This window comes from Flavobacterium sp. GSA192, from assembly GCF_006386525.1.
In the GTDB taxonomy this organism is placed as follows: domain Bacteria; phylum Bacteroidota; class Bacteroidia; order Flavobacteriales; family Flavobacteriaceae; genus Flavobacterium; species Flavobacterium commune.
This window is the reverse complement of the sequence record NZ_VAHC01000004.1, coordinates 418,384-432,779: the sequence shown is the minus strand read 5'-3', so window position 1 is coordinate 432,779 and position 14,396 is coordinate 418,384. Positions and strand designations below refer to the sequence as shown.

14 protein-coding genes are annotated in these 14,396 nt (G+C 34.5%); 6 read left to right on the top strand and 8 right to left on the bottom strand.

Going from position 1 to position 14,396, the window contains the following annotated elements; all coding sequences use genetic code 11:
- Positions 1–86 precede the first annotated feature (86 nt).
- The 6 genes from FDM27_RS10735 to FDM27_RS10710 form a co-directional block, all read right to left on the bottom strand.
- The gene (locus FDM27_RS10735) at positions 87–455 is read right to left on the bottom strand and encodes a hypothetical protein (protein WP_071184197.1); all 369 of its coding nucleotides are present in this window, start codon (positions 453–455) and stop codon (positions 87–89) included.
- 475 nt (positions 456–930) lie between these two features.
- The gene (gene pyk, locus FDM27_RS10730; RefSeq protein ID WP_140486456.1) at positions 931–2,364 is read right to left on the bottom strand and encodes a pyruvate kinase; all 1,434 of its coding nucleotides are present in this window, start codon (positions 2,362–2,364) and stop codon (positions 931–933) included.
- Positions 2,365–2,372: 8 nt separating this feature from the next.
- Positions 2,373–2,861, bottom strand: coding sequence for an IPExxxVDY family protein (locus tag FDM27_RS10725; protein WP_071184196.1), 489 nt, complete (start codon positions 2,859–2,861; stop codon positions 2,373–2,375).
- Between the two features lie 114 nt (positions 2,862–2,975).
- Complete coding sequence (locus FDM27_RS10720) at positions 2,976–3,716, bottom strand: ribonuclease III family protein (RefSeq protein ID WP_071184195.1); 741 nt, start codon at positions 3,714–3,716, stop codon at positions 2,976–2,978.
- A 9-nt stretch (positions 3,717–3,725) separates the two neighbouring features.
- Positions 3,726–4,979, bottom strand: coding sequence for a beta-ketoacyl-ACP synthase II (gene fabF, locus FDM27_RS10715; RefSeq protein WP_071184194.1), 1,254 nt, complete (start codon positions 4,977–4,979; stop codon positions 3,726–3,728).
- A gap of 174 nt (positions 4,980–5,153) precedes the next feature.
- Positions 5,154–5,390 (bottom strand): acyl carrier protein, encoded by a 237-nt coding sequence (locus tag FDM27_RS10710; RefSeq protein ID WP_007137004.1) that lies wholly within the window; start codon positions 5,388–5,390, stop codon positions 5,154–5,156.
- A gap of 175 nt (positions 5,391–5,565) precedes the next feature.
- Between FDM27_RS10710 and purN the strand changes: the two genes are divergently transcribed.
- The 4 genes from purN (at position 5,566) to FDM27_RS10690 (ending at position 9,701) form a co-directional block, all read left to right on the top strand.
- Positions 5,566–6,135, top strand: coding sequence for a phosphoribosylglycinamide formyltransferase (gene purN / locus FDM27_RS10705; protein ID WP_071184193.1), 570 nt, complete (start codon positions 5,566–5,568; stop codon positions 6,133–6,135).
- A 2-nt stretch (positions 6,136–6,137) separates the two neighbouring features.
- Positions 6,138–6,617: a ribonuclease HI gene (gene rnhA / locus FDM27_RS10700; protein WP_140486368.1), complete on the top strand. Its 480-nt coding sequence runs from the start codon at positions 6,138–6,140 to the stop codon at positions 6,615–6,617.
- A 76-nt stretch (positions 6,618–6,693) separates the two neighbouring features.
- Positions 6,694–7,617 carry a PfkB family carbohydrate kinase gene (locus FDM27_RS10695; RefSeq protein ID WP_140486366.1) on the top strand — a complete coding sequence of 308 codons (924 nt, stop codon included), beginning with the start codon at positions 6,694–6,696 and terminating at the stop codon, positions 7,615–7,617.
- A gap of 185 nt (positions 7,618–7,802) precedes the next feature.
- A complete protein-coding gene (locus tag FDM27_RS10690; protein ID WP_140486364.1) occupies positions 7,803–9,701 on the top strand; it encodes an amidophosphoribosyltransferase in 1,899 nt (632 codons plus the stop codon).
- A gap of 345 nt (positions 9,702–10,046) precedes the next feature.
- Here the strand turns inward: FDM27_RS10690 and FDM27_RS10685 are convergent, their stop codons facing one another.
- Together FDM27_RS10685 and FDM27_RS10680 are read right to left on the bottom strand one after the other, a co-directional pair.
- Entirely contained in the window at positions 10,047–10,655 is a 609-nt protein-coding gene (locus tag FDM27_RS10685; protein WP_071184189.1) for a superoxide dismutase, read from the bottom strand.
- 120 nt (positions 10,656–10,775) lie between these two features.
- Positions 10,776–11,459: a ComF family protein gene (locus FDM27_RS10680; protein WP_140486362.1), complete on the bottom strand. Its 684-nt coding sequence runs from the start codon at positions 11,457–11,459 to the stop codon at positions 10,776–10,778.
- Positions 11,460–11,555: 96 nt separating this feature from the next.
- On the opposite strand from FDM27_RS10680, the gene FDM27_RS10675 reads away from it, so the two are divergent.
- Positions 11,556–13,097: a glycine--tRNA ligase gene (locus FDM27_RS10675; RefSeq protein ID WP_071184187.1), complete on the top strand. Its 1,542-nt coding sequence runs from the start codon at positions 11,556–11,558 to the stop codon at positions 13,095–13,097.
- Positions 13,098–13,454: 357 nt separating this feature from the next.
- Positions 13,455–14,273 carry a LytR/AlgR family response regulator transcription factor gene (locus FDM27_RS10670; protein ID WP_140486360.1) on the top strand — a complete coding sequence of 273 codons (819 nt, stop codon included), beginning with the start codon at positions 13,455–13,457 and terminating at the stop codon, positions 14,271–14,273.
- Positions 14,274–14,396 lie beyond the last annotated feature (123 nt).

Here is a 14,396-nt window from a genome sequence, read left to right as displayed (position 1 = left end):
AAATAAAACTGTTTCATTTTCACAAAAACAGTATTGTGAAAATGAAACAGTTTTGTTGAAGATTATTGAAATAGTGTTTGTGTTTTTTAATTTCTTGTCAGTGTAATTTTCATATCCTCACTGTCTAATATCACTTTGTCATCAGTAATGGTGCTTTCAAAAGGGTAAGGTGTACCGTTTTCATCCTTGATTACAAGATTTTTGCCTTTTTTGGTTAGGGCATAGGTGCCATCATTAATTTCAGTTTCTATGTATCCGTTAACATGTCCGTCCTTAGTAAAAGTCAAAGTTCCATTGCTTAGAATGTCACTTTTTACAGAATCAACATGAGGTGTTTTGGCTTCTACCTCGGTAATTTTCCATGTGTTTACCAGATTATTTCGCTTTTGATTGCAGGAAATAATTAATGTTGTTAATAATACAGTACCAAAGATAAGTAGTTGAGACTTTTTCATGATTTTTGAGTATTAGGTTATATTGTACAAGTTACAAAAAATAGAAATTCAAAACATTAATTTGTAAATAATTGATTTCGTATAACTTAGTCGCAACTCAATGATCGAGTTCTTTTGTCAAATTGCACCGCTATTAGCTATTTTAAAAATAAAATATGATTATCCGTTTCTTACACCAATAATTAGGCAAATGCACGAGTTTTATTTTTGCCACGAATTACACTAATTAGTACAAATATTACTGATTTTAAAATAAATTTCACCAATTTCTTATCTGCCTTTGGCAGATTCGTGGAATATTATGACATCCCAATTTGTGTTATTCCGTGGAATTCGTTGCTGTTTTTTTGTCTTTAGTCAGCTTATCTGACAGTCATAAAACAAAAAAATGACCGAAATTGAATTTCAAAATCGGTCATTTTTGTTATTTCTTCAAAAGGTGTATTTGCTTTTGAATGTATTTGATAAAAGAGGTTTAGCTAATTTCAGAAACTCTCATAGTATTTACCATTCCTTTTTCGGAAATAGGCATAGAAGCTAAGTTGATGATGTAATCACCGGCTCCAACATGTCCTTTTTCTTTAGCAATTTTGTTGATGTCAGTAACTGTAGTGTCAGTACTTTCTTCTTTGTCGTAGAAATAAGTTCTAACTCCCCATAACAAACTCAATTGCGTAAGGATTCTTTTGTTAGAAGTGAACACTAAAATTTCAGATGTTTTAGGTCTCCAGGCAGATAATTGGAAAGCAGTATAACCACTATTAGTCATAGTAGAAATTGCTTTTGCCTGAATAGTGTTAGACATTTCAGCTGCCTGACGGCAAATTGTTTTAGTAATAAAACGATTGGTTTTAATTTGTGGTGTGTTTTGTGGTACCTGAATTAATTCAGAATTTTCAACAGCCTCACAAATTTGAGTCATTTTTTGAATTACCTGTACCGGGTAATTTCCGGCAGCAGTTTCTCCTGAAAGCATTACCGCATCAGCACCATCCATAACAGAGTTAGCTACGTCATTTACTTCGGCTCTGGTTGGAGTTAAGCTAGTGATCATTGTTTCCATCATTTGTGTAGCTACAATTACCGGGATACGGGCAGTTTTAGCTCTGCGAATCAAGTCTTTTTGTACTAATGGTACTTCGTGAGCAGGAAGTTCAACTCCAAGGTCTCCACGAGCAACCATTAAAGCATCGCAATAAGCTACAATTTTATCCATGTTTTCTAATGCTTCAGGCATTTCGATTTTAGCAACAATTGGAATTTTGTTTTCAGCGTGCTCTGCAATTAAGTCCTGAAGGTCTTTTAAGTCCTGAGGTGTTTTTACGAAAGAAAGTGCAATCCAATCTACTTTTTGCCCAATAGCAAAAATAGCGTCAGCAATATCTTTTTCAGTCAAAGCCGGAAGAGAGATTTTAGTATTAGGAAGGTTAACTCCTTTTTTAGATTTTAATTCACCACCCTGAACTACTCTTGCAACCACTTCTGATTTTTTATCAGTAGATACAATTTCGAAAATTAATTTTCCGTCATCTAACAAGATTCTTTCGCCAGGATTTACATCGTTAGGAAAGTTCTGGTATTTCATGAAAACTCTTTCAGCAGTTCCAATGATGTCTTCGGCTGTAGTAAATGTGATTAAATCACCATCGTTAACAACAACACCGTCATTCATTACCCCAACACGTAGTTTAGGTCCTTGTAAGTCTGCTAATATGGCTGTAGTGTAACCGAATTCTTCGTTAAGCTCACGGATGATTTTTATTCTGTTTTCTACATCAGTATAATCAGCATGAGAGAAGTTAATTCTGAATACATTTACACCAGCTTCAACCATGTCCTTTATGATTTCTCTTGTGCTGCAAGCAGGCCCAAGGGTAGCCACAATTTTAGTTTTCTTGTTTGTTGTAATCATTTGCATTAAAAAATTAGATTGTTTTTAGATTTTATTTGTTCTGTATCAACAGTATAAACTGTCGTTATGTTGTCTATAGTGTTTAATATTGTTTTTATTTGATTGATATCAATGCTGTCATCGGTATTGTCTATTTTTAAAAAATAATCCGCTTTTTTAAATTCAGGCAATAGATATACTTTTGTCGAAATGCTCTCGGTCGAACTCGAAAATAAGTTCTGGATTTGATTATTTTGTTCCTGAACAACCTCGTTTTTGTTCTGAACTAAATTCCAGGCTACTGTATTTTCTTCGTCATAATAATAAAATCTCGAAAATTTTGTTTCTCCTTCTTTGATATTTATTTGAACTTCATCAGCACTCTTTGCTAGATTTATAGGAAGTTTTTGATTGATAAAATATGCCAATCGGTAATCTTCTAAAGAAGTATGAATTGCAATAAGATTGTAATCAATCTCGTCAAATTCGTCAAGACTTAATTTATGAACAGCCATCTTCATTAAAAATAAAGGTGTAAATATACTATTTCTATCGAAGTTTAAGTGTTGAAAATATAATGATTTCGTTAAATTTAAAACGAAAACGTTATAGCTTTGAGGAAATTACTGTTATTTTTTGTTCATTTTTTCCTGAAATGCAAAATAGGCGCGTTGAGATGCTTTTTCTTCGGCTTTCTTTTTAGAAGTTGCTCTTGCTTTTGCAATTACTTTTTCGTCAATGCTTAATTTTACTCCAAAAAGGCGTTGTCCATCGATGGCATTATCCTCAAAAATGTCATAGTGAAAATGTCTTTTTTCTTTTTGACACCATTCGATAATCAAACTCTTATAGCTTATTACTTTTCCTTCGAGTCTGGAAATATCAACATAGGGAATAATTACTCTTTGTTGGATAAATTTTTCGCAAAAAGGATAGCCTTTGTCAAGATAAATAGCTCCGATGAGCGATTCGAAAATGTTTCCGTGTATGTTTTCGCCAAAATGTTGTACCGGAACTTTGCTTTCGACAAAACGAATTAAGTCGAGGTCTTTTCCTAACTCATTTAGGTGTTCCCGACTCACAATTTTAGAGCGCATTTTAGTAAGGTAGCCCTCGTCTCCATAAGGTGCTTCGTTAAATAAATGTGCTGCGATAACGGAGCTTAGCATAGCGTCTCCCAAAAATTCTAAACGCTCATAACTTATTGGGTTACCGGTGGAATCCAGTTTTCCGGAGGAGCGGTGGGTAAAGGCTTTGTGGTAATGATTCAGTTCATTTGGTGGGAAGCCAAGAATTTTTTGGATAGCATCAAAAAAAATCCCGTCTTCTTGAGAACGGGATTTCTTGAATATTTTTTTGAATATACTCATAGTATCAAATTAGAATCCTAATTTTTTTACTAATACACAAGCATTATGACCCCCAAAACCAAAAGTATTACTCATAACAACATTCATTTCTCTTTTTTGAGCCGTGTTGAAAGTGAAGTTTAACTTAGAGTCAATTTTTTCATCATCTGTAAAATGATTAATTGTAGGAGGAACTATTCCGTGTTTTATAGAAAGAATAGCAGAAATTGTTTCAATTGCTCCGGCAGCTCCTAATAAGTGACCTGTCATGGATTTTGTTGAATTCAAATTCATGGTATAAGCATGTTCTCCAAAAACTTGTTCGATTGCTTTGCTTTCGGCCATGTCTCCAAGAGGAGTAGAAGTTCCGTGCATGTTTACTCCGTCAACATCAGTTGGTTTTAAACCAGCGTCTCTTAAACAGTTTAGCATTACATTTCTGGCGCCTAATCCTTCAGGATGTGGAGCTGTAATATGATGCGCATCTGCCGACATACCACCACCACCTATTTCGCAATAGATTTTAGCGCCACGTGCTACGGCGTGTTCGTATTCTTCAAGGATGATTGCTCCTGCCCCTTCTCCAAGTACAAATCCATCTCTGTCTTTGTCCATTGGTCTTGAAGCGGTTTTTGGATCATCGTTTCTTGTAGATAAAGCATGCATAGCATTAAATCCTCCCATACCTGCAATGGTTACAGCGGCTTCTGAGCCTCCGGTTACCATTACATCGGCATGACCTAATCTAATGTAGTTGAATGCATCAATAATAGCGTTTGTAGAAGAAGCACAAGCAGAAACAGTTCCGAAGTTAGGTCCTCTAAAACCGTATTTGATTGAAATGTGTCCACAAGCAATATCACCAATCATTTTTGGGATAAAAAATGGATTGAATCGAGGTGATCCGTCACCAGCAGCAAAATTTAAGACTTCGATTTGGAAAGTTTCTAAACCTCCAATTCCTGAACCCCAGATTACTCCTGCGCGATCTTTGTCTATTTTTTCTAAATCAAAATTAGCATCGTTCATTGCTTCTTCAGAAGAGACCATGGCATATTGAGCATAACGATCCATTTTTCTGGCTTCTTTTCGATCTATAAATTCTTCAACATTGAAGTTTTTAAGTTCGCAAGCAAATTGAGTTCTAAATTTTGAAGCATCAAAATAAGTTATTGGTGCAGCCCCACTAACTCCGTTAATTAGACCATTCCAATACTCTTCTATATTGTTTCCAATAGGAGTAAGGGCACCTAAACCTGTTACAACAACTCGTCTTAATACCATATATTCTGTATTTTGTTATCTTTAAACAAGCAAAACCCACGCTTTCTTTTGTGTTTTAGCACCTAAGAGCCATGGGTGTTACATTATGTGTAATTGATTGAAATTCAATCGGACTTTTAATTTTAAAAAAATAATAACACCCGATTATTGAAATTATAACCGGGTGCGAGTGTATTATTTTTTAGCTTCTTCGATGTAAGAAATAGCTTGACCAACAGTAGCAATGTTTTCAGCTTGATCGTCTGGAATTTGAATGTCAAATTCTTTTTCGAACTCCATAATAAGCTCAACAGTGTCTAATGAGTCAGCTCCTAAATCATTAGTGAAGCTTGCTTCTGTTACAACTTCGTTTTCGTCAACGCCTAATTTGTCTACGATAATCGCTTTTACTCTTGATGCAATGTCTGACATAATCTTTAATTTTAGAATTTAATTTGTGGCAAAAATAAAAAACTTTATTTTAAAACAATCATTTAGTTGATAAATGTAACGTCTAAAGTAAAAAATAATTTTGAACAAAGACTTCTTAATGCTATTTAATTTCGTTTTTTATTCTTTTTTTTGTGTGACTTAAATGAGATGAATTATGAAAAAAATTGTTGTTTTTGCTTCGGGATCGGGTACAAATGCTGAGAATATTATACAGCACTTTAAAGGTGGATCTGTAGGTGCTGTAGTAAGTGTTTTTACAAATAACGCAAAAGCAAAGGTGATTGACAGAGCTAAAAATCATGCGGTTCCTGTTGAAGTTTTTACAAAATCGGAGCTGTATGAGGATAATTTGGTGCAAAAAATAAATGCAATACAGCCGGATTTGATCGTTCTGGCCGGATTTTTATTAAAATTTCCCGATGCTCTTATTACTGCCTATCCTGATAAAATAATAAATATACATCCTGCGTTGTTGCCAAAATATGGTGGAAAAGGGATGTATGGTATGCATGTGCATAGAGCTGTTGTGGAGAATAAAGAAAAAGAATCGGGGATAACCATTCATTATGTAAATGAGAATTATGATGAAGGAGCTATTATTTTTCAAAAACAAGTAACGGTTTTAGGAACAGATACTCCAGAAGTAGTTGCTGAAAAAATCCACGAATTAGAGCAAAGATATTTTCCGGGAGTGGTTGAAGATGTGTTAACGGCTAAATTATAAATTTGGATTATCAAGTACATATATATACAGACGGGGCGGCAAAAGGAAATCCAGGACCTGGTGGTTATGGTGTGGTTATGGAGTTGGTGGGGACACCACATAAAAAAGAATTTTATGAAGGTTTCCGTCATACTACTAATAATAGAATGGAATTATTGGCGGTAATTGTAGGTCTTGAGAAACTAAAAAATCCTAATATGAAGGTTCTGGTGGTTTCTGATTCTAAATATGTGGTGGATTCTGTTGTGAAAAAATGGGTTTTAGGTTGGGAAAAAAAAGGGTTTGCAGCCAGAAAAAATGCCGATTTGTGGCAGCGTTTTTTGAAAGTCTATCGAAAACACCAGGTTGATTTCAGATGGATAAAAGGACATAATAGTCATCCTCAAAACGAGCGTTGCGATGAATTGGCAGTGTTTGCATCGAATCAAAAATCCTTGTCTGTAGATGCTTTTTATGAGAATGAAGAGGGTGAAATTTTATGATAATTTTGCAGCTTTTAACTTTTGCAACTATGGAACTTATGAACTATCTTTGCATCTTTAATTTGAAATTCATAAAATGAATAAATTATTGATTGTTGGAACAGTTGCTTTCGACGCAATTGAAACCCCTTTCGGAAAGACCGATAAAATTTTAGGTGGAGCGGGAACTTATATTGGACTTTCAGCAGCTTTTTTTAACTTACAATCAGCTATTGTCTCTGTAGTAGGAGACGATTTTCCTCAAGAATATTTAGATTTATTAACAGAAAGAAATATCGATATTTCTGGCCTTGAAGTGGTAAAAGGAGGGAAAACTTTCTTTTGGAGCGGTCGTTACCATAACGATTTGAATTCGAGAGATACATTGGATACTCAATTAAATGTTTTGGCGGATTTTCAGCCAAAAGTCCCTGAAAATTATAAAAATGCCGATGTAGTGATGTTAGGAAACTTGCATCCGCTAGTGCAAAGCAGTGTTTTAGATCAGTTAGAATCCAAGCCTAAATTAGTGGTTTTAGATACCATGAATTTTTGGATGGATTGTGCTTTGCCTGAATTATTAGATGTAATTAAGCGTGTAGACGTAATTACAATTAATGATGAAGAAGCAAGACAGCTTTCGGGAGAATACTCATTAGTGAAAGCTGCTGCCAAAATTCAGGCCATGGGACCTGAATTTGTGGTGATTAAAAAAGGAGAACATGGAGCTTTGTTGTTCCATGGAAACCAGGTTTTCTTTGCGCCGGCATTACCTTTAGAAGAGGTTTTTGATCCAACAGGAGCAGGAGATACTTTTGCAGGAGGTTTTGCAGGATTTATTGCCCAGAGTGAGAATGTCTCTTTTGAGAACATGAAAAACGCAATTATATATGGTTCTAATTTAGCTTCTTTTTGTGTGGAGAAGTTTGGAACTGAACGAATGGTGAGTTTGGATAAACAAGAGGTTGTATCTCGATTAAAACAATTTAAGTCATTGACACAATTTGATATAGAATTATAATGCTTTGAAGCCTCGGAAACGAGGCTTTTTTTGTTCAATATCTAAATACTAAGTGGATTTCTTAATTTAGATTAATGTATATAAAGGCAGAAAAAATAGAATTTTGTAATTCTAAAACAACAGAGTAAACTTTATAAATAAAGTTTTATAAAACAGAATAACACAACAACACAAATACAACTACAATGAGCGATGCTTTAAAACATGAATGTGGAATAGCTTTAGTTAGACTACTGAAACCGCTTGAATTTTACAAAGAGAAGTACGGTTCTGCTTTTTACGGGATACAAAAAATGTATCTAATGATGGAGAAACAGCACAATCGTGGTCAGGATGGTGCCGGTTTTGCAAGTATAAAACTAGATGTTGAACCTGGTGAACGATATATTAGTCGAGTACGTTCTAATCAGGCGCAACCTATTCAGGATGTTTTTGCTCAAATTAATGAGCGAATTAATGAGGAGATGACTTCGCATCCTGAGTATGCGGATGATGTGGCGGCACAAAAAGCAAACATTCCTTATATAGGAGAATTGTTTTTAGGACACGTTCGTTATGGTACTTTTGGAAAAAACAGTATCGAGAGTGTGCATCCTTTCTTGCGTCAAAATAACTGGATGCATAGAAATTTGATTTTGGCAGGAAACTTTAATATGACTAATGTTAAAGAGCTTTTTCAAAATCTTATTGATTTAGGTCAGCATCCAAAAGAAATGGCAGATACCGTTACAGTAATGGAAAAAATTGGACATTTCCTTGATAATGCTGTGACTGATTTGTATCAGGAATGTAAGAACGAAGGTTATAATAAGCGTGAGGCTTCGCCTGTAATTGCCGAAAGATTAGATATTGCCAGAATTTTAACCAGAGCATCTAAGAATTTAGATGGAGGTTATGCAATGGCAGGACTTTTAGGACACGGAGACGCTTTTGTTTTTAGAGATCCGGCAGGAATTCGTCCGGCTTATTACTATCAGGATGATGAAGTTGTAGTTGTAGCTTCGGAAAGACCGGTTATTCAAACTGTTTTCAATGTGCCATTTGATAAAGTAAATGAAATTGATCCGGGAAGTGCTTTGATTATTAAGAAAAGCGGATTGGTTTCTATGAAAGAGATTTTAACTCCAACAGTTAAAAAGGCTTGTTCTTTCGAGCGAATTTATTTCTCAAGAGGAAGTGATGCCGAAATTTATCAGGAAAGAAAGAATTTAGGAAAATTAATTTTGCCTGCAGTTCTTGATTCTATTGATCAGGATACTGATAATACGGTGTTCTCTTATATTCCTAATACTGCTGAAACTTCTTTTTACGGATTAGTTGAAGCAGCTCAGGATTTCTTAAATCAAAGAAAGAATAATTATATTTTAGCTAATAGAAATACTTTAACTGCCGAAACTTTACAGGAGTTGTTAGCGGTAAAAATTAGAACTGAAAAAGTAGCTATTAAAGATGCTAAGTTAAGAACCTTTATTACGGCTGATGATAGTCGTGATGATTTAGTAGCTCACGTTTACGATGTGACTTACGGAGTGATTAAACCAACGGATAATTTGGTTATTATTGATGATAGTATCGTGAGAGGTACGACTCTTAAAAAGAGTATCATTAAGATGATGGATCGTTTGAATCCAAAACGAATAGTGATTGTTTCTTCGGCACCACAAATTCGTTATCCGGATTGTTACGGAATTGATATGGCTAAATTAGAAGGTTTGGTTGCTTTTAGAGCGGCTCTTGAACTTTTGAAAGAAAGAAATCTATATCATATTGTTGACGAGGTATATGCTAAATGTAAGGCGCAGGAGAATTATAAAGATACCGATGTGGTGAATTATGTTACCGCTATTTATGATCCATTCACAGATCAGGAGATTTCAGATAAAATTGCCGAGATGTTGAGTTCGTCTTCAATTAAAGCAGAGGTTAAAATTATATTCCAAACGGTAGAGAATTTACACATTGCCTGTCCTAAGAATTTAGGAGATTGGTACTTTACGGGAGATTATCCTACAGCTGGTGGAAACAGGGTTGTAAACCGTGCTTTTATGAATTTTTACGAAGGTAAGGATGCAAGAGCTTACTAATCGATAAATTGAGTTATTTATCGGTTTTTTAGGTTGTTTGTCCTGAATGTTTGTGTACAATATATTATCGCCATAAATTTGATATACCATAATATTAGTAGGTTAAGTTTATGGTAGATTTGGGGCAAAAAAGGTGGAAGCAATTCCACCTTTTTTATTGGAATAAAGTCAGAATAGAAAATAGAATAAAGAGGAAAGACGAACAAATTATATAATTTGTTCGTCTTTTTTATTAGAATAAAGTTTTAAAAAAAAAATTAACTTAGGATAAGAACAAAAAAATAGACGAACAAACCTTGAGTTTGTTCGTCTATTTCCTATAATCTTTATTCTATTTTCTTCAGACTATTTTTCTAAAGCAAATCTTTTAGCTACTTCAGTCCAGTTAATTACATTGAAGAAAGCTTCGATATAATCAGGTCTTCTGTTTTGGTAGTTTAAGTAGTAAGCGTGCTCCCAAACGTCCATTCCTAAGATTGGAGTTCCACCGCATCCAACACCTGGCATTAATGGGTTGTCTTGGTTTGGAGTTCCGCAAACATCTAATTTTCCACCTTTTTGAACACATAACCAAGCCCATCCTGAACCAAATTGTGTTGCTCCAGCTTTGGCAAATTTAGCTTTGAATTCTTCGAATGATCCAAAAGCAGCTTCGATAGCGGCTAATAAATCTCCAGTTGGTTGTCCGCCACCGTTAGGAGACATTACAGTCCAAAAAAGATTGTGGTTGTAAAAACCTCCACCATTGTTACGTACAGCAGCATTTGCCATATCAAGGTTAATCAGGATGTTTTCAATTGTTTTACCTTCCATATCGGTACCGGCAATGGCAGCGTTAAGGTTAGTAGTATAAGCATTATGATGCTTTGTATGGTGAATTTCCATTGTACGTGCATCAATATGTGGTTCTAGTGCGTCATACGCATAAGGTAATTGCGGTAATTCAAAAGCCATGATATTTTATTTAAGGATTTATAAAAAATTTATCCAAAATTAAACATTTAAGTTTGGAATTGGAAATACTTGTTCGTTAAATAAATTGGATAATGTGGTTTTTTGTTATTTTTTAATGACTTAAGATTGTGCCATTGCCATACAAATAATGCTGATTTTAGCTCCGGGAATTTTCAATAAGGCACGACCGCAGGCTTCGAGTGTGGCACCAGTTGTGATTACATCGTCAATAATGACAAAATGTTTATTGTGGTCTTTTTCACTGAAATGAACATCGAAAACAGTTTCAATTCCCTCGGTTCTGCCTAATAGATTTTTCTTGGATTGGGTTTTTGAATATACTTTTCGAAATAAAATGGTCTCATTATAATTGAGTTCCAGTTTTTCGGCAAGTGATTTTCCAAAAGTAGTTACCTGATTATAGCCTCTTTCTTTAAACTTTTTTGGATGTAACGGAACCGGAATTATTTCATCGGCTTTTAGAGACGAAATAGTTTCTTTTAAATCTTCGGTGTACCATTCGCCCAGAAGTGTTCCTATTTCTTCGTGACCTTTGTATTTTAAATTGTGAATTAGTTTTTGCACAATTCCCTTTTTATGAAAATAAAGAAATGCTGAAGCGTATTCGACAGAAATTCGACCATAAAATTTTTTAAAAGCTTCGTTTTCTGTTAATAAATGATGATTGGTAAGCGGAATATGGTGCCGGCAAATGCTGCAAATTACTTTTTCGTTGGAGAGTAAAATAGCATCACAGGCTGAGCAGCTTTTTGGGAAGAATAGATTTAGGATGCTTTTAAACATATAAAGCGATTTTTTATTCTAAAAATATAAAAATCAATGCTTCAAACTTTAATTTTTTCTTTTTTTTAAAATCACTTTTTATATTTTTGCACCACTATGGCAAAACAAGAAGATATTTTTAAGAATGTAGTTTCGCATGCAAAGGAGTACGGATTTATTTTTCCGTCAAGCGAAGTTTACGATGGTTTAAGTGCAGTTTATGATTATGCACAAAACGGAGTTGAGTTAAAAAAGAACATCCGCGAGTATTGGTGGAAAGCAATGGTTCAAATGAACGATAATATTGTAGGACTTGATGCTGCAATATTAATGCACCCAACTACCTGGAAAGCTTCAGGACACGTAGATGCTTTTAACGATCCATTAATTGATAATAAAGATTCGAAAAAACGATATAGAGCCGATGTTTTAATTGAAGATTATGCCGAAAAGCTAAATCAAAAAGCAATTAAAGAAATCGAAAAAGCAAGAGTTCGTTTTGGAGATGCTTTCAACGAGGCTGAATTTGTTTCGACAAATACCAGAGTGGTTGAATATAAGGCTAAAGAAAGAGAAATTCTGGAAAGAATGGCTCGTTCTCTTGGAAATGAAGATTTGGCTGATGTAAAAGCTTTAATCGAGGAGTTGGAAATTGCTTGCCCGGAATCAGGTTCCAGAAACTGGACTGAAGTAAAGCAGTTCAATTTGATGTTTGGTACTAAATTAGGTGCTTCTGCTGATTCGGCGATGGATTTGTATTTGCGTCCGGAAACAGCTCAGGGAATTTTTGTGAATTTTCTGAATGTTCAAAAATCAGGAAGAATGAAAGTTCCTTTTGGAATTGCTCAGACAGGTAAAGCATTTAGAAATGAAATCGTTGCCAGACAATTCATTTTCCGTATGCGTGAATTTGAACAAATGGAAATGCAATTTTTTGTACGTCCGGGAGAAGAAATGAAGCATTATGAATTCTGGAAAGAAGCTCGTTTAAAATGGCATTTGTCCTTAGGTTTAGGAAGAGAGAATTACCGTTTCCATGATCATGAAAAATTGGCTCACTATGCCAATGCGGCAGCTGATATCGAATTTAATTTCCCATTTGGATTCAAAGAATTGGAAGGAATTCACTCGCGTACTGATTTTGATTTAAAAGCACACGAACAATATTCAGGAAGAAAATTACAATATTTTGATCCTGAACTGAATGAAAATTACGTTCCTTATGTGGTGGAAACTTCTGTGGGATTAGACAGAATGTTTCTTGCAGTTTTTGCTACTTCTTTAAAGGAAGAAACTTTGGAAGATGGTTCGACAAGAACAGTGTTGAAATTGCCTGCAGTTTTGGCTCCAACTAAAGCGGCTGTATTACCATTAGTTAAAAAAGACGGATTGCCGGAAATTGCACATCAAATTATTGCCGATTTGAAATGGGATTTCAACGTGGCTTATGATGAGAAAGATGCAGTTGGTCGTCGTTACAGAAGACAAGATGCGTTAGGTACTCCATTTTGTATTACAGTAGATCATCAAACTGTAGAAGATCAAACGGTGACTATTCGTCATAGAGATACAATGAAACAAGATCGTGTTAAAATAGCCGATTTAAAATCGATTATTGAAAATGAAGTTTCCATGAGAAACTGGTTGATGAAAATGTAATCGTTTTTCATGTTTAATGGCAAAAGGCTCTCCAAAACGGAGAGCCTTTTTTTGTTTCCTATAGTGTTGTGTAAGAAATGATTGTAATAAATTGTTGCTAAAATAAAGTTCAAAATGTCCTTCGTCGGATTTATTTACTCTTTGTCAATTAGTATTAACACTTCATCGATTTCTATTGTGAACTAATTACAAGAATAAGTTAAATGCTTATTTTTAGGATGTTAAAATGCTGATTATTTTAATGATAAAGCAGCTTTTTTCTAGTTTCCCCAAACTACTATTTTACTTGATTTGGCCAAAGAGATTTTGGCTACTATTAATGTTGTGCTATCTAATTTAATTTAGGAAGTGCCTCAAATGAATTATTCGTACGTTATTATTGATGACAATCAAGAAAATGTTTTGGAGACCAAAGCTGTAGCCGATGGTTTTTCAGAACTTTCCTTTGTGGGTTCAGCAAATAATTACGAAGAAGGTTTGAACTTAATATTAGAGTCCAATCCGCAACTGGTTTTTCTTGAAATTGACCCTGCAAATAAGAAAAGCAATTTGTCTTTAGCACTTATTAATGAGTTGTATCGTTATCTAAATGTTATTCCTAAAATTGTAATTACTACCTCTAAGAAGGATTTGGCTTTTGAAGCAATCCAATATCAGGTTACTGATTACTTGTTGAAACCTTTGACTCGAATTGATTTTGTTAAGCTGGTTTTGAAATTAAATAAGACTGTTGCCGTAAAAGAAATTCCCGCTGTGGAAGTTGTAAAAGAAGAAGAGGATGAAAAACCAGCTTATATTGTACAGCATGATGCGGCTCCGTTAACTCAGCCACTTATTTTATGTATTAAATCTTATGGCGATTACAGGTATATCGATGCAAGGGATATTTGTTACTTACAAGCGGATAATAACTCGACGGATATTCATTTAAATACAGGAGAAACGGTTACTGCATTCAAGACTCTAAAGCATTTTGAAAGTGTTTTGTCTTTTCCTTTTGTGCGCATTCATAACAGTTATATTGTAAACAGTCAGTCTATTTCAAGAATTCACACTGGAAATGCAGTGTGTTACATTAAGAATTCAGCAGCAAAAATACCTTTCTCTAAATCCTATAAGACTAATATTGATCTTATTATTTCCGAAATCTCAAACGGGAATTATTTAGAGATTTAAAAAATAGTCATCTACCAAGATTTGAGGTTCATCCACTCATAAACAAAGTCATTCTACCATAAACGCCTGAAAACACGATAGAAATACGGGTAAGCTATATAATTTTACTACAAGAAAAAGCAA

Excerpts from the sequence above, each read along its gene's own strand:
- FDM27_RS10735 (WP_071184197.1), bottom strand. The coding sequence starts at position 455 with ATGAAAAAGTCTCAACTACTTATCTTTGGTACTGTATTATTAACAACA.
- FDM27_RS10725 (WP_071184196.1), bottom strand. The coding sequence starts at position 2,861 with ATGGCTGTTCATAAATTAAGTCTTGACGAATTTGACGAGATTGATTAC.
- FDM27_RS10720 (WP_071184195.1), bottom strand. The coding sequence starts at position 3,716 with ATGAGTATATTCAAAAAAATATTCAAGAAATCCCGTTCTCAAGAAGAC.
- fabF (WP_071184194.1), bottom strand. The coding sequence starts at position 4,979 with ATGGTATTAAGACGAGTTGTTGTAACAGGTTTAGGTGCCCTTACTCCT.
- FDM27_RS10710 (WP_007137004.1), bottom strand. The coding sequence starts at position 5,390 with ATGTCAGACATTGCATCAAGAGTAAAAGCGATTATCGTAGACAAATTA.
- purN (WP_071184193.1), top strand. The coding sequence starts at position 5,566 with ATGAAAAAAATTGTTGTTTTTGCTTCGGGATCGGGTACAAATGCTGAG.
- FDM27_RS10695 (WP_140486366.1), top strand. The coding sequence starts at position 6,694 with ATGAATAAATTATTGATTGTTGGAACAGTTGCTTTCGACGCAATTGAA.
- FDM27_RS10690 (WP_140486364.1), top strand. The coding sequence starts at position 7,803 with ATGAGCGATGCTTTAAAACATGAATGTGGAATAGCTTTAGTTAGACTA.
- FDM27_RS10685 (WP_071184189.1), bottom strand. The coding sequence starts at position 10,655 with ATGGCTTTTGAATTACCGCAATTACCTTATGCGTATGACGCACTAGAA.
- FDM27_RS10680 (WP_140486362.1), bottom strand. The coding sequence starts at position 11,459 with ATGTTTAAAAGCATCCTAAATCTATTCTTCCCAAAAAGCTGCTCAGCC.
- FDM27_RS10675 (WP_071184187.1), top strand. The coding sequence starts at position 11,556 with ATGGCAAAACAAGAAGATATTTTTAAGAATGTAGTTTCGCATGCAAAG.
- FDM27_RS10670 (WP_140486360.1), top strand. The coding sequence starts at position 13,455 with ATGAATTATTCGTACGTTATTATTGATGACAATCAAGAAAATGTTTTG.